The 21,580-nt window shown below is 60.9% G+C and carries 23 protein-coding genes, 1 pseudogene and 1 riboswitch; of the genes and pseudogenes, 2 read left to right on the forward strand and 22 right to left on the reverse strand.

The genetic code is table 11. From position 1 onward, the window contains the following. Positions 1–41: 41 nt before the first annotated feature. The 3 genes from cobO to btuB are packed head-to-tail and all read right to left on the reverse strand — an operon-like array spanning position 42 to position 3,097. The gene (cobO, locus tag KXR72_RS04605; RefSeq protein ID WP_437419908.1) at positions 42–653 is read right to left on the reverse strand and encodes a cob(I)yrinic acid a,c-diamide adenosyltransferase; all 612 of its coding nucleotides are present in this window, start codon (positions 651–653) and stop codon (positions 42–44) included. Continuing rightward, entirely contained in the window at positions 650–1,219 is a 570-nt protein-coding gene (locus KXR72_RS04610) for a hypothetical protein (RefSeq protein WP_437419909.1), read from the reverse strand. The genes cobO and KXR72_RS04610 overlap by 4 nt, the downstream gene beginning before the upstream one ends. Before the next feature lie 36 nt (positions 1,220–1,255). Then, positions 1,256–3,097: a TonB-dependent vitamin B12 receptor gene (gene btuB / locus KXR72_RS04615; RefSeq protein ID WP_437420375.1), complete on the reverse strand. Its 1,842-nt coding sequence runs from the start codon at positions 3,095–3,097 to the stop codon at positions 1,256–1,258. A gap of 113 nt (positions 3,098–3,210) precedes the next feature. Further along, positions 3,211–3,423: riboswitch (cobalamin riboswitch) on the reverse strand. A gap of 141 nt (positions 3,424–3,564) precedes the next feature. Here btuB and KXR72_RS04620 point away from each other — a divergent pair. Continuing rightward, positions 3,565–4,371 carry a metallophosphoesterase family protein gene (locus tag KXR72_RS04620; protein ID WP_437419910.1) on the forward strand — a complete coding sequence of 269 codons (807 nt, stop codon included), beginning with the start codon at positions 3,565–3,567 and terminating at the stop codon, positions 4,369–4,371. Positions 4,372–4,407: 36 nt separating this feature from the next. Here KXR72_RS04620 and nhaD read toward each other — a convergent pair whose 3' ends face one another. The 6 genes and pseudogenes from nhaD to KXR72_RS04650 form a co-directional block, all read right to left on the reverse strand. Further along, positions 4,408–5,664 (reverse strand): sodium:proton antiporter NhaD, encoded by a 1,257-nt coding sequence (nhaD, locus tag KXR72_RS04625; RefSeq protein ID WP_437419911.1) that lies wholly within the window; start codon positions 5,662–5,664, stop codon positions 4,408–4,410. Between the two features lie 154 nt (positions 5,665–5,818). Further along, positions 5,819–6,138, reverse strand: a pseudogene (locus KXR72_RS04630) (hypothetical protein). 92 nt (positions 6,139–6,230) lie between these two features. Beyond that, a complete protein-coding gene (locus KXR72_RS04635) occupies positions 6,231–6,758 on the reverse strand; it encodes a C40 family peptidase (RefSeq protein WP_437419912.1) in 528 nt (175 codons plus the stop codon). A gap of 79 nt (positions 6,759–6,837) precedes the next feature. Next, positions 6,838–7,473: a C40 family peptidase gene (locus KXR72_RS04640; RefSeq protein ID WP_437419913.1), complete on the reverse strand. Its 636-nt coding sequence runs from the start codon at positions 7,471–7,473 to the stop codon at positions 6,838–6,840. Between the two features lie 64 nt (positions 7,474–7,537). Continuing rightward, positions 7,538–8,308 (reverse strand): NAD-dependent protein deacylase, encoded by a 771-nt coding sequence (locus KXR72_RS04645; protein WP_437419914.1) that lies wholly within the window; start codon positions 8,306–8,308, stop codon positions 7,538–7,540. A gap of 21 nt (positions 8,309–8,329) precedes the next feature. Continuing rightward, positions 8,330–8,950 carry a TetR/AcrR family transcriptional regulator gene (locus KXR72_RS04650; protein ID WP_243606434.1) on the reverse strand — a complete coding sequence of 207 codons (621 nt, stop codon included), beginning with the start codon at positions 8,948–8,950 and terminating at the stop codon, positions 8,330–8,332. Positions 8,951–9,022: 72 nt separating this feature from the next. Here KXR72_RS04650 and KXR72_RS04655 point away from each other — a divergent pair, with 72 nt between their 5' ends. Then, positions 9,023–10,156, forward strand: coding sequence for an aminotransferase class V-fold PLP-dependent enzyme (locus KXR72_RS04655; protein ID WP_437419915.1), 1,134 nt, complete (start codon positions 9,023–9,025; stop codon positions 10,154–10,156). A 219-nt stretch (positions 10,157–10,375) separates the two neighbouring features. Here KXR72_RS04655 and KXR72_RS04660 read toward each other — a convergent pair whose 3' ends face one another. The 13 genes from KXR72_RS04660 to rpmF all read right to left on the reverse strand — a co-directional run bounded on the left by KXR72_RS04660 (position 10,376) and on the right by rpmF (position 21,580). After that, on the reverse strand, positions 10,376–11,764 hold the full coding sequence (locus KXR72_RS04660; RefSeq protein WP_437419916.1) for an amino acid permease: 1,389 nt from the start codon (positions 11,762–11,764) through the stop codon (positions 10,376–10,378). Positions 11,765–11,935: 171 nt separating this feature from the next. Continuing rightward, a complete protein-coding gene (locus KXR72_RS04665) occupies positions 11,936–12,721 on the reverse strand; it encodes a TatD family hydrolase (RefSeq protein ID WP_437419917.1) in 786 nt (261 codons plus the stop codon). A gap of 107 nt (positions 12,722–12,828) precedes the next feature. Further along, positions 12,829–13,185: a PilZ domain-containing protein gene (locus KXR72_RS04670; RefSeq protein WP_019342489.1), complete on the reverse strand. Its 357-nt coding sequence runs from the start codon at positions 13,183–13,185 to the stop codon at positions 12,829–12,831. A gap of 31 nt (positions 13,186–13,216) precedes the next feature. After that, on the reverse strand, positions 13,217–14,206 hold the full coding sequence (locus KXR72_RS04675; RefSeq protein ID WP_437419918.1) for a DNA polymerase III subunit delta': 990 nt from the start codon (positions 14,204–14,206) through the stop codon (positions 13,217–13,219). Beyond that, positions 14,199–14,831 carry a dTMP kinase gene (gene tmk, locus KXR72_RS04680; RefSeq protein WP_437419919.1) on the reverse strand — a complete coding sequence of 211 codons (633 nt, stop codon included), beginning with the start codon at positions 14,829–14,831 and terminating at the stop codon, positions 14,199–14,201. Before tmk ends, KXR72_RS04675 begins: the two co-directional genes overlap by 8 nt. Beyond that, the gene (mltG, locus tag KXR72_RS04685) at positions 14,828–15,898 is read right to left on the reverse strand and encodes an endolytic transglycosylase MltG (protein ID WP_437419920.1); all 1,071 of its coding nucleotides are present in this window, start codon (positions 15,896–15,898) and stop codon (positions 14,828–14,830) included. The genes tmk and mltG overlap by 4 nt, the downstream gene beginning before the upstream one ends. Beyond that, entirely contained in the window at positions 15,895–16,716 is an 822-nt protein-coding gene (gene pabC / locus KXR72_RS04690) for an aminodeoxychorismate lyase (RefSeq protein ID WP_437420376.1), read from the reverse strand. Before pabC ends, mltG begins: the two co-directional genes overlap by 4 nt. Continuing rightward, positions 16,716–17,960 carry a beta-ketoacyl-ACP synthase II gene (gene fabF, locus KXR72_RS04695; protein ID WP_437419921.1) on the reverse strand — a complete coding sequence of 415 codons (1,245 nt, stop codon included), beginning with the start codon at positions 17,958–17,960 and terminating at the stop codon, positions 16,716–16,718. The genes pabC and fabF overlap by 1 nt, the downstream gene beginning before the upstream one ends. A gap of 182 nt (positions 17,961–18,142) precedes the next feature. Beyond that, a complete protein-coding gene (acpP, locus tag KXR72_RS04700; RefSeq protein WP_003283670.1) occupies positions 18,143–18,379 on the reverse strand; it encodes an acyl carrier protein in 237 nt (78 codons plus the stop codon). Between the two features lie 191 nt (positions 18,380–18,570). Then, complete coding sequence (gene fabG / locus KXR72_RS04705) at positions 18,571–19,314, reverse strand: 3-oxoacyl-ACP reductase FabG (RefSeq protein ID WP_437419922.1); 744 nt, start codon at positions 19,312–19,314, stop codon at positions 18,571–18,573. A 16-nt stretch (positions 19,315–19,330) separates the two neighbouring features. Beyond that, the gene (gene fabD, locus KXR72_RS04710) at positions 19,331–20,269 is read right to left on the reverse strand and encodes an ACP S-malonyltransferase (RefSeq protein ID WP_437419923.1); all 939 of its coding nucleotides are present in this window, start codon (positions 20,267–20,269) and stop codon (positions 19,331–19,333) included. A gap of 54 nt (positions 20,270–20,323) precedes the next feature. Then, entirely contained in the window at positions 20,324–21,394 is a 1,071-nt protein-coding gene (gene plsX, locus KXR72_RS04715; RefSeq protein ID WP_437419924.1) for a phosphate acyltransferase PlsX, read from the reverse strand. A 3-nt stretch (positions 21,395–21,397) separates the two neighbouring features. Further along, entirely contained in the window at positions 21,398–21,580 is a 183-nt protein-coding gene (gene rpmF, locus KXR72_RS04720) for a 50S ribosomal protein L32 (RefSeq protein ID WP_019342480.1), read from the reverse strand.

Consider the following 21,580-nt stretch of genomic DNA (forward strand, 5'->3'; position numbering starts at 1 on the left):
CATAGCCCCGCGTCGCCCGGCGCCGGCTGCAAGCCCCTGCATCAGTATTCGATTCCTTTTTGCGCTTTGACGCCCGCCTTGAAGGCGTGCTTGACCAGGTTCATTTCGGTCACGGTATCCGCCGCGTCGATCAGCGCAGGCGGGGCGCCTCGGCCGGTCACGACCACGTGCTGCAATAGCGGCCGCGATTCGATGTCGGCCAGTACGGTCTCCAACTCGAGATAACCGTATTTGAGTGCGATGTTGAGTTCATCGAGCACGACCAGACCGACATTCGAATCGGCCAACAGCTGCGCTGCAACCGCCCAGGCCTCCTGGGCCTTGGCAATGTCGCGCTGACGATCCTGAGTTTCCCACGTGAAGCCTTCGCCCATTACGTAATAGCGGATCTCGTCAGGAAAGCGCCGGAAGAAATTCTCCTCACCGGTGCTGGCCGCACCCTTGATGAACTGAACGACGCCGACCTTGATGCCGTGGCCGAGCGCACGAGCGACCATGCCAAAGGCGGAGCTGCTCTTGCCCTTGCCGTTGCCGGTGTGCACTAACAGAAGGCCGTATTCGTCCTGTGCGGCGGCGATTTTTTCGTCGACCACCGCTTTCTTGCGCTGCATACGTGCGCGGTGCCGGGCGTCGCGCTCAGTCGATTCGCTCATGCCCGAGCCTCAGCGCGCTCAGCGCTAAAGCCCCGCAGCCCGACGAACAGCAGCGCCGCCATACCCACATACGCCGCCATGGTGCCAAGGTTGCGCGGGTAGTAGTGCACGATACGTTCGACCAGTAGCGCCAACGACGGCTCTTCATAACGGCCGGAGAAGAACAGGAAGCCACCGCCGGAGAACAGATAGCAAACGAACGCACTGGCTGCCATGCAGGCCGCCAACACCGCGAGGCTGCGCCAGTGTGGCTGGTGCAACCGCGCATAGGTGCGTCCGCCCCACCAGAGCGCACCGTAGGCCGGCAGCAACATCCAATACGACGGGGACATGCAATAGCTACCGGCGACTTCCCAGCCCATCGAGGCCAGGTCCAGCAGCGAAGCCTCGACGAATAGCCCCGGGAAGACCCAGCGCGGCGCTAACAATGCACCAGCCAGGAAGAACACCGCCCAAGAGGCGCTCGGCAAGTTGACCGAGGCAAGATGCTGCCCGCGGGTCATCGCCATCAGCGCCACCAGGGCAACGCCGACAGCCATTTGGGCTCGTGGGGACAGTTTGATCATGCGTGTTCTCCTTCGAGGTGCGCCGTTGAGTCCGAATCAGAGGGCCTGATAACGGACGGTGAAATAGACCGCTTGGCCAGGCTGGTTGTAGCCGTCAATCGTCTGGTAGTTGGCGTCGAACAGGTTCGCGACCCGCGTCTGCACGCGCCACTCTTGATCGATGCGGTACTCAGCACGCAGGTCAACCGTAGCGAAACCGCCCAGCTCGGTCTGGTTTGCCGCGTCGTTGTAGCGTGCGCCTTCGGCATGCAGCGTAGCGCCTACGCTGATGCGATCGAATGCGCGATCCATTTCCAGGTTGAACAGCTGCTGTGGCCGACGCGGCAGGTTCCGGCCGTTGTTGGCGCCATCCGAGCGATTTTCGGCCTCAAGAAGCGTCGCGTTGGCATTCCAGAACCAGCCAAGCCACTCGCTCGCGACATTAAGCTCGGCGCCGTGGATCAGCGCTTCGTCGACGTTTATATAGCCATTGTTCGGGCCGGTGGCGGCGATCAGGTTGTCGATCTCGTTGCGGAACAGATTGACGCTCCAGCTACCCCAGCTTGGCTGACCTTCCAATCCGACCTCGAGGTTCTCGGACTCCTCCGGGTCCAGGTCGGGATTGCCTTCATACATGCCGAAGAATCCCGGGTAGTAAAGCTGAGTGAAGGTCGGTGCCTTGAACGCAGTACCGTAGCTGACATAGCCACGCACATCGTCAGTCAAGGCATAGCCCAATGCGACCGCGCCGGTATTGTGCCCACCGAAGGTTTCGTTAACGTCCCGGCGCGCGTTGAGTTGCCAGTCCAGGCGCCCATGGCTGCCGAGATACTGGGCGAAGCCGCCGTTGTTGTGTCGTGAATTCATCTGATAGTTCGAGTCACTACTGAGCTCGTCCTGCAGATAGTCGTAGCCGAGGGTCAGGGTGTGCCGCTCCGCCAGCTGGATGTCGTTCTGCCAGGAGAACTGGTCGCGACGCGAATCGAACCGTGACGAAAAACTGCCGTCGCTGTACGCGTCGCTCTTGTCCTGGCTGCGCCCAGCCTGCAGGGTGACCAGCCAGTTCTGGACGGGGGCATAGCGCGCGCTACCGCCCACCACGTGCTGCTCGCCGTCCATGTACGCATCGTCGCCGCCGTCATATTCGTTGTGCATCTTGGCACGCAGCACATTGCCAGCCAGCTCCAGCCCGTTGTCGAAACGGTAGCCGGCATTCAACGAACCGGCCAGGTTGCGATAGCCATCGGCGTCCGGGTCGTTGGAGAAACTGTTGTGGTTGGTTGCATCAATACCGTCGGTATCTTCGCTATTGACCGCCAGGTTGAACCAGCCCTGGCCATCGCCGCCGCTGACACCGGCGCTGCCGGTGGCGGTGTCATGCGTGCCGTAGCCTGCCGAGAAGAATGGGCGAATGCCGTGCACCTCGCCCTTACGGGTAAAAATCTGAATGACGCCGCCAATGGCTTCGGAGCCATAGAGGCTCGAGCGCGGTCCCCGTACCACTTCGATACGTTCGATCAGCTCGACCGGAAAATCCTGGTAAGCGGCAGCGCCGTTGCTGACGGCACCGACCTTCACCCCGTCGACCAGCACGATGGTGTGGTCCGAGTTGGTGCCGCGCAGGAACAGGTTGGTCGTCTTGCCTGGCCCGCCGTTGTTGGCTAACGACAAGCCCGGCACACGACGCAGCAGATCAGGCAGCGACGTCGCCTGGCTGCGCTCGATTTCTTCACGATCGATGACGGTGGTTGCCGCCAGCGCTGGCGTTGGCGTGTTGACGCGCGTCGCCGTGACGACGGTCGAATCCAGGTCGAGTGAGCCTTGCGCAGCCTGCGCGAGCGCAAAGGGAGCCAGGCCGAGCAGCGCGAACGCCGCGGTTGAAGTGAGGGTCTTGCAGATCAAGGTGGGGTCTCCGTCGTGCCCGCCGCACGACAACAGTCGATAAGGGCAGACGGAGGATACGAAGGGAGCGCAGGTGCAAGCAGCCGCACCCCGATCAGCGCCCGCCGCACTGCCGTGGATTGCGACAGGCCGGTCTCCGGGCTTGCGAGTGGACGAACGTCCTGTAAGCCGCGCCTTCCCGTGCCTGGAGCACAGTGGCTTTGTGCGGCTCAATCTCGCCTACCGTTGCGGGGGCAGCGCCGGAATCTTCTACGAATGGACCGGCTTCCCTGTTTCACCCGACTGGCTTTATGCCAGGGGGCACCTGAAGCAGCGCGGAGGTTAGTCCAAGGCCCTGCGCGGCGCAACCGGAAGCGTCGCCGCAAGCTCGTCACGAGACGTTACCGGAACGCCTCGGCGATCCTGGCTTCGAATAAGGTAACGTGCCTTCGAACCCGGCATCCCAACGAGAAGACGCCAGCCTAATGACGACCATCGTGCAGATATCCGACACCCATTTCGGCACCGAGCAATCCGGTGTCGTCGAGGCCCTGGAAAGCCACGTACGCGAGCACGGGGCGGACCTTCTGGTCTTTTCCGGTGACATCACGCAACGCGCCCGTGCCAGCCAGTTCGCAGCGGCGCAGGCGTTCGTCGAGCGCCTGCTCGCTCATGGCATTCCCGAGACGCTAGTGATTCCCGGGAATCACGACATCCCCCTGTACAACCTCTTTGCACGCTTCCTGACGCCCTACCGCAATTACCGCAGGCATTTTGGAGACGACCTGGAGCCGACCTTCGAAAATGGCGAAGTGCTGGTGATAGGCCTGAATACCACGCATCCAAGACGCCATAAGGACGGGCTGGTCACCGATCAGCAGGTACGAGCGGTGCGTGAGCGGCTGAGGCAGACCAGCCGGGACAAGCTACGCATCGTGGTCGCCCATCAGCCATTCGGCGCCATGGTGCTGAGCGATCTGAGCAACTTGCAGCACGGTGCCGATGCAGCCCTGCATTGCTGGGCCGATGAAGGACTTGACCTGGTAATGGGCGGGCATATCCACCTGCCCTACGTCTTGCCGCTGTCCAAGCAATACACCGCGCTGTCGCGTGAGATCTGGATGGTCCAGGCGGGCACCACCCTGTCCTCGCGGGTGCGTGGCACCTCACCCAATTCGTTCAATCGATTGAAGTTGCATGCCGGGCCGAACAAACACGCATGCGTCGAGCGCTGGGACCTGCTGGACGGCTGCTTCGTCCTGGGCTCGCATTTCAACCTGCATTGGCCCTAACCGCCTGCCGGTTGCCGGCGGCGGGCCATTGCGCGCTCAGCCGGCAATCGTGCGCCCCATGAGGTACACCCCTGCGAAACCGGCGTTGAATGCGATGAACAGGAAGACGAAGTACTTCAAATAGCTGCCGAAGGTAAGCCCACGCACCTTGCTCATCGCCACGATGCCGGCTGCAGAGCCAATCACCAGCAGCGAGCCGCCGACGCCGACGGCATAGGTCAGCACCATCCACTCGGCCACGCCCATTTGCAAACCCGATTTAAGCAGCGCGGCCGTCAGAGGGACGTTATCGATTGCCGCGGAAAGCACGCCCATCGAGTAGTTGGCCATGACAGCCGGAACCTGATCATAGATACGCACCAGACCGTCGAGCACCGCGATCTCCTTGAGCATACCGACGAGCAGAAGGATGCCTAGGAAGAACAGCAAGGTCTCGAATTCAACCTGGCGGACGTATTCGAGGATGGGATCCGTCTCGATGTCATCACTGAAAAAGCGTGCCACCAGGAACATGATCGACAGGCCAGTCAGGAAGGTCAGCACCGGCGGAATCTGGAACAGGAAATTCCCAGCAATGGTGCACAGAATGGTCGCCAGGAAAATCATCGCGATGGCAATGTCCACACGCCGCACCTCGGTGCGCTTGCGCTCGACGACTACCTGCCCGCCCATGCCGACCGAGAGCATCGCCGCCAACAGCATGACGGCAAGGAATGCCGGAATTGCCAGCAATAGCAGCTGCAGAATCTTCACCTTGCCAGCCAGGAAGATCATCAACGTCGTGACATCACCGGTGATCAGCGCAACACCACCAGAGTTGACCGCGAACACCACCAATGCGGCGTATTTGATGGTTTTCTCAGCACTGAGCTTGAGCGACATGATCAAGGTGATGGAGACCAGCGTCGCGGTGATGTTGTCTGCCAGGGAGGAGAACACGAAGCAGAAGGTCGCTGTGAGAAACAACAAGGCGCGTTCACTAATCCGCTGCGGCAGCACGAGGTAGATCAGGTTTTCGATCAGGCCCTTCTTGTTCAGGTAAGCGACGAACGTCATCGCAGCGACCAGGAAGATCCAGAGCCCGGCGATCTCGGCGATGTTTTCGTTAAGGCTTTCGAGCACCCGCTCACGCTCGGCGCCTTCTGGAGAAAATACGAACAGCAGCATCCAGGCCAGGGTGCCGAAGAATAGCGTGACTTTGGCTTTGTTGACGTGAGTGATCTCTTCAAGAACGACACCGAGCAGAGCGGCCACGGCGAGGCCGATCAGCACGTACTGAAGTACTTCAGGCATAAGGCACCTAACGCAAAAGGGGAAACGGTTCGTGCGCAGGACGCGCACCCGAGAAGTTTGGGGTGCCGATCATAGCCGAGGTGCGACATTTCGACACCTGTCCAAAGTCAACCCGCGGAATATTTCCAAATATTCCGACGAGCACCCAGATCGCTCAATGTCGCGGTACGAAGCCCGCCGGTTTGGCCGCCAACCAGTCCACGAAAGCGCGAAGACGTGAATCGGTTAGCAAGGCCTCACGGGAGTTGTAGTTAAGCGCCAGCTCCTTTTCGCTGAATAGCCGGTGAATCTCGTCGTGACAAGGCCGGCAGACCCAGAGTGCTGCTGTGATCCGTTCCTCGCGCGAATAACGCTTGCGGACTAATTCTTGCTGTGAACCGCCCGGGGGATCAGGTGATGGCGGGTAAGCCGTGCAGCCCGCTGACAGAGTTCGCACGCAGCGGGCGGTTCAGGCAGGCGCAGCAGAGGCTTCACAGCTTGATCCCGGTGACCATGGCAGTAGCTCAACCATACAGGCCGCGCCCGCGTGGCTGAACAGCCTGTCGATAGACGCGTTAACTCATCTGTCAGCGCGTGCTCGCCCACTGCTCGGTATCGAGGATGCGCTTGGCGCTGAGGTATGCACGCTGCCAGTATCGATCTGACAAATGATCGAGCCGAACCGTGCCGCCAGACGAGGGGGCGTGGACGAAACGTCCTTCGCCGACGTAGATCGCTGCGTGGCTGACCTTCCGGCCGCCTGCCGTGGCGAAGAATAGGAGGTCGCCGGCTTGCAGAGCGTCGCGCCGCACCCCGACACCGCGCATCCCGCTCATTTCGCGGGTGGTACGCGGCAGTTCCAGGCCGGCTGCACCCCGGTAGACATAGCCGATCAGGCCGCTGCAGTCGAAGCCGCTGGACGGCGTGTTGCCACCGTAGCGATACGGGGTACCGACGAGCCCCAGCGCAGTGAAAAGCACGTCCTCAGCTGTTCCGGAGGGTTGCGGTATCGCTATGGGCTCGTGGACGAGAGGCGCGTGCCGGGGCGGGTCGCCTGCACAGGCGGCCAGCAGGCCAATGAAGGAAATCAGGATCGAGCGGGCCAGAACGGGCATCGCAGAGCAGTCCGGGGAAACGAGCCATCACTCTGCCGGTACGCTGCCATGGATGCAACCCCGCTCGGCGCGGAGCCGCTCAGTGGTGGTTGGCAGCTACCTTCGTCTCGCCGGCCAACACGAGTACACGCTTGGCCTGCATGAAGCTGGACCGCCAGTAGGCATCATCGAGGCTATCGACCCGCACGCCCCCACTGCGCGAGCTGGACGAGTGTATGAAGCGATGCTCGCCGATGTAGATACCGGCGTGGCTGACCCGCCCACGACCGCGATTATTGAAAAAGACTACGTCGCCCGGCTGCAGGTCGCTGCGTTTGATCTTGGGCACGTCGAGATTGATCATCTCACGGGTGGAGCGCGGCAGTTCGATGCCGGCCTCCTTACGGAACACGAAGCCTACGAAGCCGCTGCAGTCGAAGCCGGTACGGGTCGAACGACCACCATAACGATATGGCGTACCCACCAGCTTGAAACCGCGTTCGAGCACGCTGTCCGCCAAGGCGGGCAAGGCATAGCGGGTGTCATCGGTGAGGGCCCCGAGCGAGGCCTCCGCCTCGGCATCGTAGGCACCCTGTTCGCTCACGTTGAGCGGAGGCAGCTCGAAACCAAACCCTTCGAGGGCCACGACCGGCTCGGCAGGTTGCGGCTGGCTGGCGCAGGCGCTCAGCAGCGTAACGAGGAAAATCGGCAGCAGGGGTGCGAGGCGTTGGCGCATGGCACGGATAGGTTCGAAGCGAGAAGTGGCCGAACTATGCCTGCCGTTGCGCCGATGAGCAAATTCAATCGGAAAAAATGTGACGGATTAGCTGTGGCAAAACGTCTGATGCGCCCGCTTGAAGATGCACATCCACCAGACGGGACAGTTCGCTTTCTACCGGATCGATCTGGCAAGCAAAGCCACCAGCGGCGCGCGTTTGCAGCACGGGCTCGATGATGTAGGCGAAACTTGCCGAGGTGCCCACGGTGATCACCGCATCGAAGCCCCTCGCGAGTTGCGCCCGCCACACTCCAAGCGCCGCCTCTGGCAGCCGTTCTTCGAACAACACCACGGGCGGCCTTAGCACGCCACCACAGCTGTCGCACCGAGGCGGCAGCGGTCGGGTCAAGACCGCTGCCAGCGCCTCGCCATGGGCATGACAGTCGACGCAATACAGCGGCGCCAGGGTGCCGTGGAGTTCGATCACACGCGCTCGAGGACTACCAGCGGCGAGGTGGTAGCCGTCCACGTTCTGCGTCAGCACCCAGCACTCAGGCTTTTGCTGCTGCAAGCTAGCAATCGCCATGTGCCCGTCATTGGGTCGACCGGCAAGGCATGCTCGACCGATCTCGGCGAGATACTTCCAGCACAGCGCCGGGTCACGCTGCAGCACCGGGCCGGATAATGCAGTCTCGATCGGCAGACCTTCCTCTGTGCTCCCGTTATAGAGGCCCCCGACGCCCCGGTAGGTTGGCAGCCCGGAGTCGACCGAGAGGCCCGCACCGGTAATCACCAGGATGCGATCTGCCTCCTGCAGTGCGCCCGCAACCCGCAGAAGCGCTTGCTGCATCATCTACCCCGCTACCGTCGCCACCTAGTCACGCTTGCGCTTGTTGCCCATGCGCACGCCGATGTCCATGAGGAATTGGAAGAACCCCTCCTGATCTTCCAGCACGTTGCTCCAGAACGGCGAGTGATAGAGCGCCACGGCGCCGTGTACCAGCGCCCAGGCTGCACAGTAGTGAAAGTATGGCGGTACGTCCTCCAGCTTGCCTTCGGCGATCCGGCCCTTGATCAGCTGCGTCAGGTGCTCGAAGTTGGATGCGCGAATCCGATGCAGCTCTTCGACCATCTCGGGCACCTGATTACCCTTGACCACCTTTTCCTCCAGTCGGTCGAACAGCCGGTAACGCTGCGGGTCACGCATGCGGAATTCAAAATAGGCGCGCGACAGGGCTTCCTTGTCGCGGTCGACGCTGGGTGAATGAAGCAACTCGTTGAGGTCGCGCTCGTAGTCCAACATCAGGCGCAGGTAGATCTCCGCCTTGGATTTGAAGTGCTTATAGATGGTGCCTTTGCCGATGCCAACCATGTCGGCGATCATCTCGACAGTTACGCTGTCTTCCCCTTGTTCGAGGAACAGCTGGAGCGCGGTGTCGAGGATTTCCTGTTCGCGACGGCGAAACTCGCGAACCTTGCGGGGTTCATTTTGCATAAGGGGCTGCGGCCGAGGTTTCGAAGCGGACCATTATGCCTATCCGGTCAGAAAAAGCACGAGGCGACACGCATGAGTTCAGTGAATGACGAATTTCCCCAGGCCGATGGGTTGTGCTACCTCAATCACGCCGCCGTTGCACCCTGGCCGCGCCGCGCGTCAGAAGCCGTAGCGGCCTTCGCCCGGGAGAATGTGACGATTGGCGCTCGCGACTACCCACGGTGGCTCAAGATAGAAAGCAGCCTGCGAGCAAGGCTTGCGCGTCTGCTCAATACACCAGCGATCGCCGACATCGCTCTCGTCAAAAACACCTCCGAAGCGCTCTCATTCGTTGCCTTCGGCCTCGACTGGAAGGCTGGCGATCGAATCGTCATCAGCGACGAAGAATTCCCATCCAATCGCGTGGTGTGGGAGGCGTTGCGCCCGCGCGGCGTCGAGGTAGTACAGGTGAGCCTGGCTGGCGACGACCCCGAAGCGGCACTGATCGCCGCCTGCGGGCCAAAAACACGCCTTATGGCAATTAGCGCGGTGCAATACGCCAGCGGACTGCGCCTGGACTTGCCGCGACTAGGCGAAGCCTGCGAAAGGCGCGACGTATTGCTCTGCATCGACGCCATACAACAGCTGGGCGCATTGCCGTTCGATGTACAGGAGAGCCGCTGTGCCTTCGCCATGGCCGATGGACACAAGTGGATGCTGGGTCCAGAAGGGCTCGGCGCCTTTTATTGTCGCAGCGACCTTCGCGAACGCCTGACGCTGCACGAATACGGCTGGCACATGCTTGAGCACGCGGGCGACTACGAACGAACGGACTGGCAGCCGGCACGCAGCGCACGGCGATTCGAATGCGGCAGCCCCAACATGATCGGGGGGGTCGCATTGGAGGCCAGCCTTTCGCTTCTCGAGGAGGTAGGCCTTGAACAGGTCGGGAAAGGGCTCGCCGAGCGCGTCGACTATCTTCAGCGAGAACTGGCGCGCATGCCTGGCGTTCGCCTGCTAAGCCCCACGGCCCCGGCACGCCGAGCAGGCATCGTCACATTCAGCGCTGATGGCAAAGACCATTCCGAGGTGTTCGAGCAGCTGAAAGCACAACAGGTCGTCTGCGCGCTACGCGGAGGGGGGATTCGCTTCTCGCCGCATTTCTATACGCCGGCCCGCGTGCTGGATGATGCGTTGGCGGCCGTTCGGCAAGTACTCGAAGCCTGAGCGATCAAGGTACGGATGCCTATTCCAAATCCGTTTTAAAAAGCCACGGATTCGCTCTGCAAAGTCGTCGATCCAGACCAATACTTCAAAGCACTGGCCAGGCAATCCCCCCAATGCCTGGCCAGCTGAGGCAGCGAGGAACGCGACCTCATTTTTACTCCTAATGGTCTTGGCCCGGCTCTTGGCAGTCGGGTTTTTTTTGCCCGGCCGACCGGTCGATCAACGGCCGCGCAGCGCCAGACGAACGCGGAAGCACACCCAGATGAACGCGATCCAGAACGGCATTGCGATGATCGAAACCCGCAGCCCGGGCATCGAGAGCATGATCGCCCCGATCAAGGCGACGAACGCCAAACACAGATAGTTGCTCAGCGGATACCAAAACGCTTTGAAATTGGGCTCGACCCTGCGAGCCACTAGAGCGCGGCGAAACTTGAGATGCGCCAGGCTGATCATCGCCCAGTTGATCAATAGCGCCGCGACGACAAGTGACATGAGCAATTCGAGCGCGCTCTGTGGCAGCAGGTAATTGACCAGAACACAGAGCATCGTCATCAGTGCTGAGACAAGAATCGCCAACACAGGTACGCCCCGGCGAGTCACGGTCATCAGCACCTTCGGTGCATCACCCTGCTCTGCCAGCCCGTAGAGCATTCGACTGTTGCAGTAAACGCCACTGTTGTACACGGACAGCGCCGCAGTGAGCACCACGAAGTTGAGCACGTGTGCTGCGGTATCGCTGCCGATCAAGGAAAAGATCTGCACGAACGGGCTGCCGCTGTAGGGATCGCCTGCTGAGCCGAGCGTTTCGAGCAGGCTGTCCCAAGGATAAAGCGCGAGCAACACCGACAGCGCGCCAATGTAGAAGATCAGGATGCGATAGACGACCTGGTTGATCGCCTTTGGTATGACTGTTCGCGGATCCGACGCCTCAGCCGCGGTGATCCCGACGAGCTCTAGTCCGCCGAAGGAAAACATAATGATGGCAAGCGCCATGACCATGCCGCTTATACCGTTGGGAAAGAACCCCCCGTGAGCCCAGAGGTTGCTGATCGAGGCCTGCTCGCCCCCGGCTCCGCTCACCAGCAGGTACAGCCCCAGGGCGATCATCCCGGCGATGGCGGCGACCTTAATGATGGCGAACCAGAACTCGGTTTCGCCAAACGCTTTGACGTTGACGAGGTTGATCGCATTGATCAGCACGAAGAAGACCGCGGCTGTCGCCCAGGTCGGCACCTCGGGCCACCAGAACTGCACATACTTGCCGACAGCGGTCAATTCCGCCATGCCCACCAGCACATAAAGCACCCAGTAGTTCCAACCCGACAGGAAGCCTGCATAGGGCGCCCAGTAGGTGTGGGCGAAATGGCTGAATGAACCGGCGACCGGCTCTTCGACGACCATCTCACCGAGCTGCCGCATGATCAGAAACGCGATCAGCCCGCCGATCGCATAGCCTAGGATCATTGAGGGTCCCGCGCTGCGTAGCACACCTGCTGAGCCGAGAAACAAGCCGGTACCAATGGCACCGCCCAGAGCAATGAGCTGGATATGCCGATTCTTCAAGCCGCGCTGAAGCGGGCCGGTGTGCAACCTGTCTTGGGACATCACGTCGCCTCGGTACTGTCTGTGACGGTGAAAATCGCAGCGCGCTAACGGGTGGAAAGAAAACAGGCGCTAATCATGAGCGAATGGCACTGGGCCGGCACCATGGCGCTAAGCGGCGCGAATTGTACACGCCCAGTCACGGGCCCGCCTGTGGCATCGCGCAGCAGCGTTTCAGAACCTGACCCGCGCGAGGGGAAACAGGCGTGTGAAGTTTTCGGTCGTCTGCTCGGCGAGCCGTTCGAACGAGACGCCACGCAATTCGGCCAGGTACTGCGCCACCTCCCGAACATATTGCGGCAGGTTAGGCTTGCCCCGGTGCGGCACAGGGGCCAGGTAGGGTGAGTCGGTTTCAACCAACAGGCGATCGGCAGGTACCCGGCGCGCTACGTCACGCAAGGCCTCGGCATTGCGGAAGGTAACGATCCCCGAAAGTGAAATATAAAAACCTAGGTCGAGCGCGGCCGCGGCCATGTCCCAGTCTTCGGTGAAACAATGCAGTACGCCCGCCTGAGGCAACGCGGCTTCGCGCAGCAATGCCAGCGTATCGGCACGCGCCGCGCGGGTATGCACGATCACAGGCTTTCCACACACAGCCGCCGCCTGCAGATGCAGCCGGAAGGAGTCTTGCTGGAGCGTGGCGGCTTCAGGCTCGTAGTGGTAGTCCAGCCCGGTCTCGCCGATTGCGACCACTTTTGGATCGTCCAGCTCTGCCAGCAACCAATCGAGCGCTGGCTCGGTACCAGGCTGGAGATCGAGCGGGTGCACACCAACAGAACAGTCGACATCGTCATAGCGCCGCGCCAGGGCCTTCACGGCCGCTGCGTTGTCAGCGCTGACGCCAATACATAGAAAATGCCCGACGCCCCTCGCTCGCGCAGCCGCCAGCGCTGCATCGAGCGAACCGCCGTGCGCGGCCAGATCGAGACGATCAAGGTGGCAGTGAGAGTCGACCAGCATGAAATCGTGTCCAGATGCGAAACCGGCGATTGTAGACCAATCATGACCGGGCTCGCAGTGTCGCGGAAAATCAGAACAGGTAACGGTTTGGGGCGAAGAGAAAGCTGTTACATCGTGTGGGTCGGGCGGTCCGACTTCATGGCACCGGCCAGATAGGTCTCGATCTTGTTGCGTGCTGTGGAGTCGCCCTCGTTGAACTGCACGCCTACACCGGCTGCACGGTTGCCCTGGGCGCCTTTCGGTGTGATCCAAACCACTTTTCCAGCAACCGGAATCTTTTCAGGCTCATCCATCAGGCTGAGCAGCATGAACACTTCGTCACCGAGCTTGTAGCTCTTGTTCGTCGGGATGAACAAGCCGCCATGCTTGATGAACGGCATGAAAGCCGCGTAGAGCACCGACTTGTCCTTGATCGTCAGCGACAGAATGCCATTACGCGGACCGAGATTTGCAGGCAGGCTCATGCGGTATTCCTAACATCGTTTCCGGTGGATTCTAGCTGGGCCCAGGCAGATTTGCCCACTGCACCAACAACGCTTCGAGAAGCAAGACACGGTTGAGGTTGGCCTTGCCGAGGATTTTCTGCCGATGCGCCAACAACCAGTCTTGCAGGGAGAGCACGCGCGCTGATGGGCTCTTCTGAGCCAGGTATTGCACGACCTTCTGCATATCGGCCAAACCGAGCCCAGCTTCATCACCGGCCATCTGATACCGCAGCACAAGATGAGCCCATTCGCAGAACCAGTCGAACAGCAGGATCAGGGGCACCGGGTTCCACGACTCGGCCAGCTGGCTGGGGGATTGTTGCTGCTTGAGCAGCCTCTTTACCCCGTCTACGACCTGAGCGCGCATATCAAGCACACCTTGGCTATGCAAGTTGACGGCAGCCAAAGGTGAATTCGCCGCAAGCGCAAGCAACTCCTCGCGCTGCTCGGAAGTTAACGTCGGGAGATGCTCGCCCAGCCAGGCAATGCTCGCTTCACGCCCTGGAAGCGGGCAAGCCTGCTGGACGCAGCGACTCTTGACAGTCGGCAACAGGCGACTGGGCTGATGGCTGATCAGCAGCAGGACAGTGTCGCCGGCAGGCTCCTCCAAGCTCTTGAGGAGGGCATTGGACGCGTTCAGGTTCATCGATTCGGTGGGCTCGAGCAAAACCACCTTGCGTCCGCCGAGTTGGGCAGTCTGGGTTACGAAACCCACCAACTGCCGCACCTGGTCGACCCGTATCGCCTTGTCCGCCTCTTCAGGCTCTATGACGCAGTGATCCGGATGGGTGCCCGCCGCAAGAAGCAGGCAAGCCTTGCAGCGACCGCATGCGCCTACTGGGGACGGCTGCTGACACAGCAGGAATCGCATGAAATGTTCAGCCAATGCACGCTTGCCGATCCCGGCCGGCCCGTGCAACAGGTAAGCGTGAGCATGCTGGGCGCGCCCGGCCAAGCGTTGCCAGAGCGCTTTTTGCCACGGAAGAATGCCGTCAGCCAAGGGCGCGCTCCACGAGCTCGGGTAGCAAGGCTTGGAGATCAGCCTGAACGGTGCCCAGCGGTTGCGCCGCATCGATGATCCTGTATCGCTGCGGGCAGCCCTCGGCGCGAGCGAGGTAGGCCTGACGGACCGCATCGAAGAAGGTCGTTGCCTCCTGTTCGAACCTGTCCAGCCGCCCACGCGCTGCCGCGCGACTGAGACCGACTTCCACAGGCAAGTCGAATATCAGGGTCAGGTCCGGGCGCAGCTCGCCCTGAACGAAAGTCTCGAGCAGGGCAATCCGCTCGACAGACAGGCCGCGCCCGCCGCCCTGGTACGCATAGGTGGCATCGGTAAAGCGATCGCAGATCACCACGGCGCCTCGAGCCAGTGCCGGTTGGATGACTTCGGCAAGATGCTGTGCGCGTGCCGCGAAAACCAGCAGCAATTCGGTATCGCTGTTCATGACTTCGCGCGTAGGCGTCAACAGCAGTTCACGAATACGCTCGGCCAACGGTGTTCCCCCTGGCTCGCGGGTCAGCACGACGTCGATCCCACGCGCGCGCAGTTGCTCGGCAAGGAAGTCCCGATTGGTGCTCTTGCCTGCCCCCTCGGGGCCTTCCAGGGTGATGAAAAGTCCTGTCACTGTTGAGTCTCGGCGGGTGCCGGCGCGTTTTGCCGGGGCGGTGGACTGGAGCGATAGTCCGCACGCCGCTTGAGCTGGTACTCGCGAACGGCGCGGTTATGGGCCTCCAGCGAATCGCTGAAGACATGGCTACCATCTCCGCGTGCGACGAAATACAGGCTAGTGCCATCCGCCGGATGAAGCGCGGCATGGATCGCCTCGCGCCCGACCATGGCAATCGGCGTCGGCGGCAGTCCGGCGTTGGTATAGGTGTTATAGGGTGTCGGCCTGCGCAAGTCGTTGCGAGTGATACGTCCGCGGTACTGCTCGCCCATGCCATAGATCACAGTGGGATCAGTCTGCAGCAACATGCCTTGCGCCAGGCGGCGGACGAAGACGCCCGCGATCTCGCCACGCTCGGCCGGCACGCCGGTTTCCTTCTCGATGATCGAGGCCATGATCAGTGCCTCGTAGGGGGCGGTGTAGGGCAAGCCTTCACTGCGCTGCTGCCACTCCTCGGCCAGCACCGACTCAAGCCGCGCATGGGCGCGCTGCAATAGCTCGAGGTCAGTGACGCCGCGCGTGAAGCTGTAGGTGTCGGGGAAGAATCGACCCTCTGGATGCTGGTCCGCATGCCCAAGCTTTTCCATTACCTGCTGGTCCGACAAGCTGGCAATGGTCTGTTTGACCGTGTCCAAACTGCCAAGAGCCGTGCGCAACTGGCGGAAGTTCCAGCCTTCAACGATGGTCAGGCTGTGCTGGACCACCTCCCCTCGCTGCCACAAGCCAATCATATCCGCGACAGGCATGCCCGGTTGCAGGCGGTACTCGCCGCTGTGCAACGTCTGCCCGGACAGTTTCAAGCGCCAATAAAGACGCAACCAGAATGCGCCATCCAAGGCATCTTCTCGCTCGAGGCGCTGTAGCAGGCCACTGGGCGTATCACCCGGACGTACATCGAGCAGTCTTTCCTGTTCGATCCGCAGCGGCTGCTCAAGAGATGCGTGTAGCTTCCACGCGACTAGGCCTGCGCTCAGAGCGCATAACAGGAGGACCGCCAGAAGCGCTAAATTCAATTTGCGGATCACGCATCACTCGACAGGTCGGAAATCAGGGCCTGAAGTTTACGTGTGAGCGGCCCTAGGGGCCAGCGATGCCCTTCCAGTGCGACCACGGGCCATATCCCATACAGGCTGTTGCAGAAGAACACTTCCTCTGCAGCCAGTAACCGGCTGAACGTGACGTCTTCGATTCGTACAGCGATACCGTCCCGCCGCGCGCGCTCGATCAACTCGGCGCGCATCACACCCTCTACGCCGCAGCGATGTAACGCCGGCGTGATCAAGCCGCTCGGCTCGACTAAAAAGAGGTTGCTGAATACACCTTCGATCACTCGCCCGCTTGTGTCCCGCATCAAGCCCTCGGCGAACGAGGCGTCAGACCACTCAGCACGCGCCATCACCTGCTCAAGCCGATTGAGGTGTTTCAGTCCTGCAAGCGCTGGCTGCTCTGCAAGCCGAACTGCGCACGCATGAAGCCGAATTCCCGAGCAGGCATGCTCAGCCGGGTAGGCCGGCGCTGGCGCCCCTAGCAGGATGCGCCTGGCGCTCGCATCGAGACTGGGCGGCGCATAGCCTCGCTGCCCGTCACCTCGAGTCACTATCACTTTAACGACGCCGCTTTCCAGTTGAGAGGAAAACGCTAACACCTCTCGGGCCAGAACCGACCTATCGATTGTGATACCAAGGCGCTCGCATCCAGCCGCAAGCCGAGCCAGATGCCGCTCGAACAGACGCGGCTGCTTGCCCAGGACCCGTATGGTTTCGAATAAGCCATCGCCGTAGGCAAGACCGCGGTCCTGGACGGGCACTCCAGCACTGGGCTGCCCGTTTACCCAGCTCAGAATCACTCGGTGAACCGGCGGAACACCAGAGAGCCGTTAGTGCCGCCAAAGCCGAACGAGTTCGACACCGCCACGTCAATCTTGCGAGGCTTGGCCTCGTGTGGGACGAAATCGAGATCACAACCCTCGTCAGGCTCGTCGAGGTTGATCGTCGGCGGCGCAACCTGGTCGCGAATGGCGAGCACGGTGAAAATCGCTTCAACGGCCCCGGCAGCACCCAACAGGTGGCCCACCATCGACTTGGTCGAACTGACCGAAAGCTCGTATGCATGCTCGCCGAACACGCTCTTGATTGCCGCTGCCTCGGCCTTGTCACCCGCCGGCGTCGAGGTGCCGTGGGCATTGATATAATCGATGCGCTGCGGATCGATCCGGGCGTCCTGCAGCGCATTGCGGATACAACGTGCGGCGCCTGCACCGTCATCCGGTGGTGACGTCATATGGAACGCATCGGCACTCATACCGAAACCAATCAGCTCGGCATAGATATGCGCACCTCGAGCCTTGGCATGCTCGAGCTCTTCCAGAACGATTGCCCCAGCGCCGTCAGAGAGCACGAAGCCGTCACGCCCCTTGTCCCATGGACGACTCGCCGCGGCCGGATCGTCATTACGGGTAGACAGCGCACGGGCAGCTGCGAAGCCGCCGATGCCAAGTCCACAAGCGGCCATTTCCGAACCGCCCGCAACCATGACGTCGGCCTCGCCATAGGCGATATTGCGCGCAGCCATGCCAATGCAGTGAGAACCCGTGGTGCATGCCGTTGCGATGGCGTAGTTGGGGCCTTGCAATCCGAGATGGATCGACAGGAAACCCGACACCATATTGATGATGGAGCCTGGCACGAAAAACGGCGAAATGCGCCGCGGACCCTGTTCGATAAGCGCCTTGCAGCTATTTTCGATATTGGTCAGGCCGCCAATCCCCGAGCCCATGGCGACACCGATCCGCTCGCGATTGGCGTCGGTGATCTGCAGGCCGGAATCGCGGACGGCCTGAAAGCTAGCTGCAAGCCCGTACTGAATGAACAGATCGAGCTTGCGGGCTTCTTTTGCCGGCAAGTATTGCTCGACATCGAAGTGTTTGACCGCCCCGCCAAAGCGCGTTGAATAGGCGGAAAGATCCATGTGCTCGATCAGGCCGATGCCGCTGCGGCCGGCGAGAATTCCCTGCCAGCTGCTTGGCACATCGTTACCCAGCGGCGAGACCATCCCCATCCCGGTAATTACGACGCGTCTACGCGACACAGAAATTCTCCTTACCCTTAGGTTGGACCCACACCGAAGCTGACGACGCAAAGCGCCAAAAGTGAGTCATCGCAGACATCAGCCGGAGCAACCGGCCCGCCGCATTGTGTTCATTCTCAAACAAAAGCCGCACTACCTGTCAAAGGCAGTGCGGCTTTACTGTTTCGAAGCGGGATTACAACTTACTGCGCGTGCGCGTTGATGTAATCGATAGCTTCCTGAACAGTGGTGATCTTCTCGGCTTGCTCGTCCGGAATCTCGGTCTCGAATTCCTCTTCCAGAGCCATCACCAGCTCAACGGTGTCAAGGGAATCGGCACCCAGGTCTTCGACAAAGGAAGCGCTGTTGGTAACTTCCTCTTCTTTAACGCCAAGTTGCTCGGCAACGATTTTCTTGACGCGTTCTTCGATGGTGCTCATACCTTGTTTTCACTCCTATGGAAAAATCCAGGCAGCTGGTCTGCGCGGTAGTGTATAGAAAGCGTTTTCCGCATTTCAAGCTGAAAGCAGGCAAGCATGATGCCGCTTTCAACCTTCTGTCTATAAACCAGCCGCCGTTTTATAACTGAACAAAACTGCCGTTTGACTACTTCGATGCGCCAGGCGTCACATCAGCTCATGTACATCCCGCCATTGACCGGAACCGTAGCCCCGGTGACATAGGCAGCACCGTCAGACGCCAGGAAAGCGACGACCTTGGCAATTTCCTCGGCCTGCCCCAGACGCCCCAGGGGTATCTGGCCAAGCAACGCGTCACGCTGCGCCTCGGGCAGCTCGCGCGTCATGTCGGTATCGATGAACCCGGGCGCCACGGCGTTGACCGTGATGCCACGCGACCCGACCTCACGCGCCAATGCGCGACTGAAACCTTCGAGACCGGCTTTGGCCGCGGCGTAGTTTACCTGCCCCGCATTGCCCATGGCACCCACTACCGACCCGATATTGATGATCCGCCCCCAGCGCGCTTTCGTCATGCCGCGCAGGACGCCTTTGGTCAGCCGATACAGGCTGCTCAGATTGGTATCGATGACGTCGTACCACTCGTCATCCTTCATACGCAACATCAGGTTGTCGCGTGTGATCCCAGCGTTATTCACCAGAATCGCTGGCTGCCCGAGATGTTGCTGAATGTGTTCCAGCGTGCTTGCGACTGATTCGTCGTTGCTCACATCAAGCACCAGGCCGGCACCCTCGACACCATTTTCCTTAAGGGTCTCGGCAATCCGCTCCGCCCCAGCCGATGATGTAGCCGTTCCGATGACGATGGCACCCTGGCGCCCGAGCTCGAGCGCGATTGCCTGCCCGATGCCACGGCTTGCGCCCGTTACCAGCGCAACCTTGCCTTGAAGATTCATATTAGTTCTCCTTGATTCAGACCAGAGCGTCACGAGCCGCCGCAAAGGCCTCGGGGGTATCGAGATTGTAGGTATTGATGCCTTTGACACAACGCTTGTTCAGGCCGGAGAGCACTTTGCCCGGGCCGCACTCGACCAATTCGGTCACGCCGTGGTTGTTGAGCACCACGACCGTTTCCACCCAGCGCACCGGGCTATACAACTGCGCCAGCAGATCCGCCTGCAGCGTATCGAGCTCAGTGACGATCGCAGCACTGACGTTCTGCACCAACGGAATCACCGGCGCTTGCCAGGCAATCGATTTAACAGCGTCAGCGAAGCGTTCCGCGGCAGGGCGCATCAAATCACAATGAGACGGCACGCTGACCGGCAGCGGCATGGCGCGCTTGGCGCCCTTGGCCTTGCACACCTCGACGGCTCGTGCCACCGCACCCGCAGTGCCGGCGATAACGACTTGCCCAGGCGCATTGAAATTAACCGCACTGATGACCTCGCCCTGCGCTGCTTCGCTGCAGGCTGCAATAACCTCAGCATCGTCCAGCCCCAGAATCGCAGCCATCGCGCCACTACCGGCGGGAACCGCCTGCTGCATGAGCTGACCACGCAACTCGACCAGCTTCACCGCATCGGCGAACGACAAGCAACCAGACGCGACCAGCGCCGAATACTCACCCAGGCTATGGCCCGCGACAAACGCCGGCTTCGCTCCCTGCGCTGCGAGCCAGAGCCGCCACAGGGCTACCGAAGCAGCAAGAATCGCCGGCTGCGTCTTGTCAGTCTGGTTCAGGCTTTCTTCCGGGCCTTGCTGGCACAGCGCCCAAAGATCGTAGCCCAGCGCCGAAGATGCTTCGGCGAAGGTGTCGAGCACAACCGACTGCTGTGCACCCTGCTCGGCTAGCATACCCAGGGACTGGGAGCCCTGCCCCGGGAAGACGAATGCAAGTGATGCGGACATGAACTGCTCTCTTTTGATTGTGATCAGAAGAACACGCCTGAACGGCGCGGCGAATCAGTTGGATGGCGATCCCCGGGATGCAGTCACATCGTCCTGTACGGCGCCAGCCCGCTGCACCCTCAACAACGCCTCGAGACGATCGTGCAGGCGTGCCGGCAGGTTCTGACGGACGTCGTCGGTCGCTCGCCGCACGGCAGCACGAAAGCCCTCACGCCCAGCGCTACCGTGGCTCTTAACCACGATGCCCTGCAACCCTAAAAAAGACGCACCATTGTATTGTGCTGGCTGCAGGTCCGCCCGCAATTGCCGCAGCAGTGGCAGCGCCAGCGCACCGATGACGCGGGAACTCAACGATCGGCGAAACAACGTTTCGGCGCGCATCGCGACCATCTGCGCCAGCCCCTCACTGGATTTAAGCAAGACATTGCCAACGAAACCATCGCAAACCGCGACGTCAGCATCACCACGAAAAAGGCCATCGCCCTCGATGAACCCTTGATAGTTTAGGTCACGAACGCCCTGCAGCAAGAGCGACGCGCCTTTAACCTGCTGATTACCCTTGATGTTTTCGATCCCGACATTGAGCAAGGCGACGCGAGGCGAGGCAATACCCAGACTCTGCGCCGCCACTGAACCCATTACGCCAAACTGATAAAGCTGTTCGGCCGAGCAATCGACATTCGCACCGAGATCCAACAGCAGGCACGGACCTTTGCTTGTAGGGAGGGCCGTCATCATTGCAGGTCGATCAATGCCGGGTAACGTCTTGAGCACGAGTCGCGCCAACGCCATAAGCGCACCAGTGTTACCTGCACTGACACATGCCTGCGCTTGGCCGTCGCGGACTAATTCAAGCGCCAAACGCATCGATGAGCATGGCTTGCCGCGAAGCGCCTGAGCAGGCTTTTCGTCCATACCGACCACTTCCTCTGCATGCACAATCTGCAGACGTGAGCGATCAACGCCTCGCTGATGAGACACAAGTTCTTCGAGTATGGAGGAATGACCGACAAGGGCCAGGTGAAGCGAGGGAGACTCAGCCAGGCAGTCGAGGCTGGCCGGAACAATGCAGTGGGGACCGAAGTCCCCACCCATTGCATCGATCGCAATGATCGGAGCGGACAAGAGTTACTCGTCAGCGCCCTTGTCGATCACTTTGCGGCCGCGGTAGAAGCCTTCCGGAGACACATGGTGACGCAGGTGGACTTCACCGGTGCTCTTTTCCACGGACAGCGCGTTCGGCTCGAGCGCATCGTGCGAGCGACGCATATCGCGGGCGGAACGGGATTTTTTGTTCTGCTGAACAGCCAT

The organism is Stutzerimonas chloritidismutans, from assembly GCF_051486945.1.
GTDB lineage: Bacteria > Pseudomonadota > Gammaproteobacteria > Pseudomonadales > Pseudomonadaceae > Stutzerimonas > Stutzerimonas chloritidismutans_B.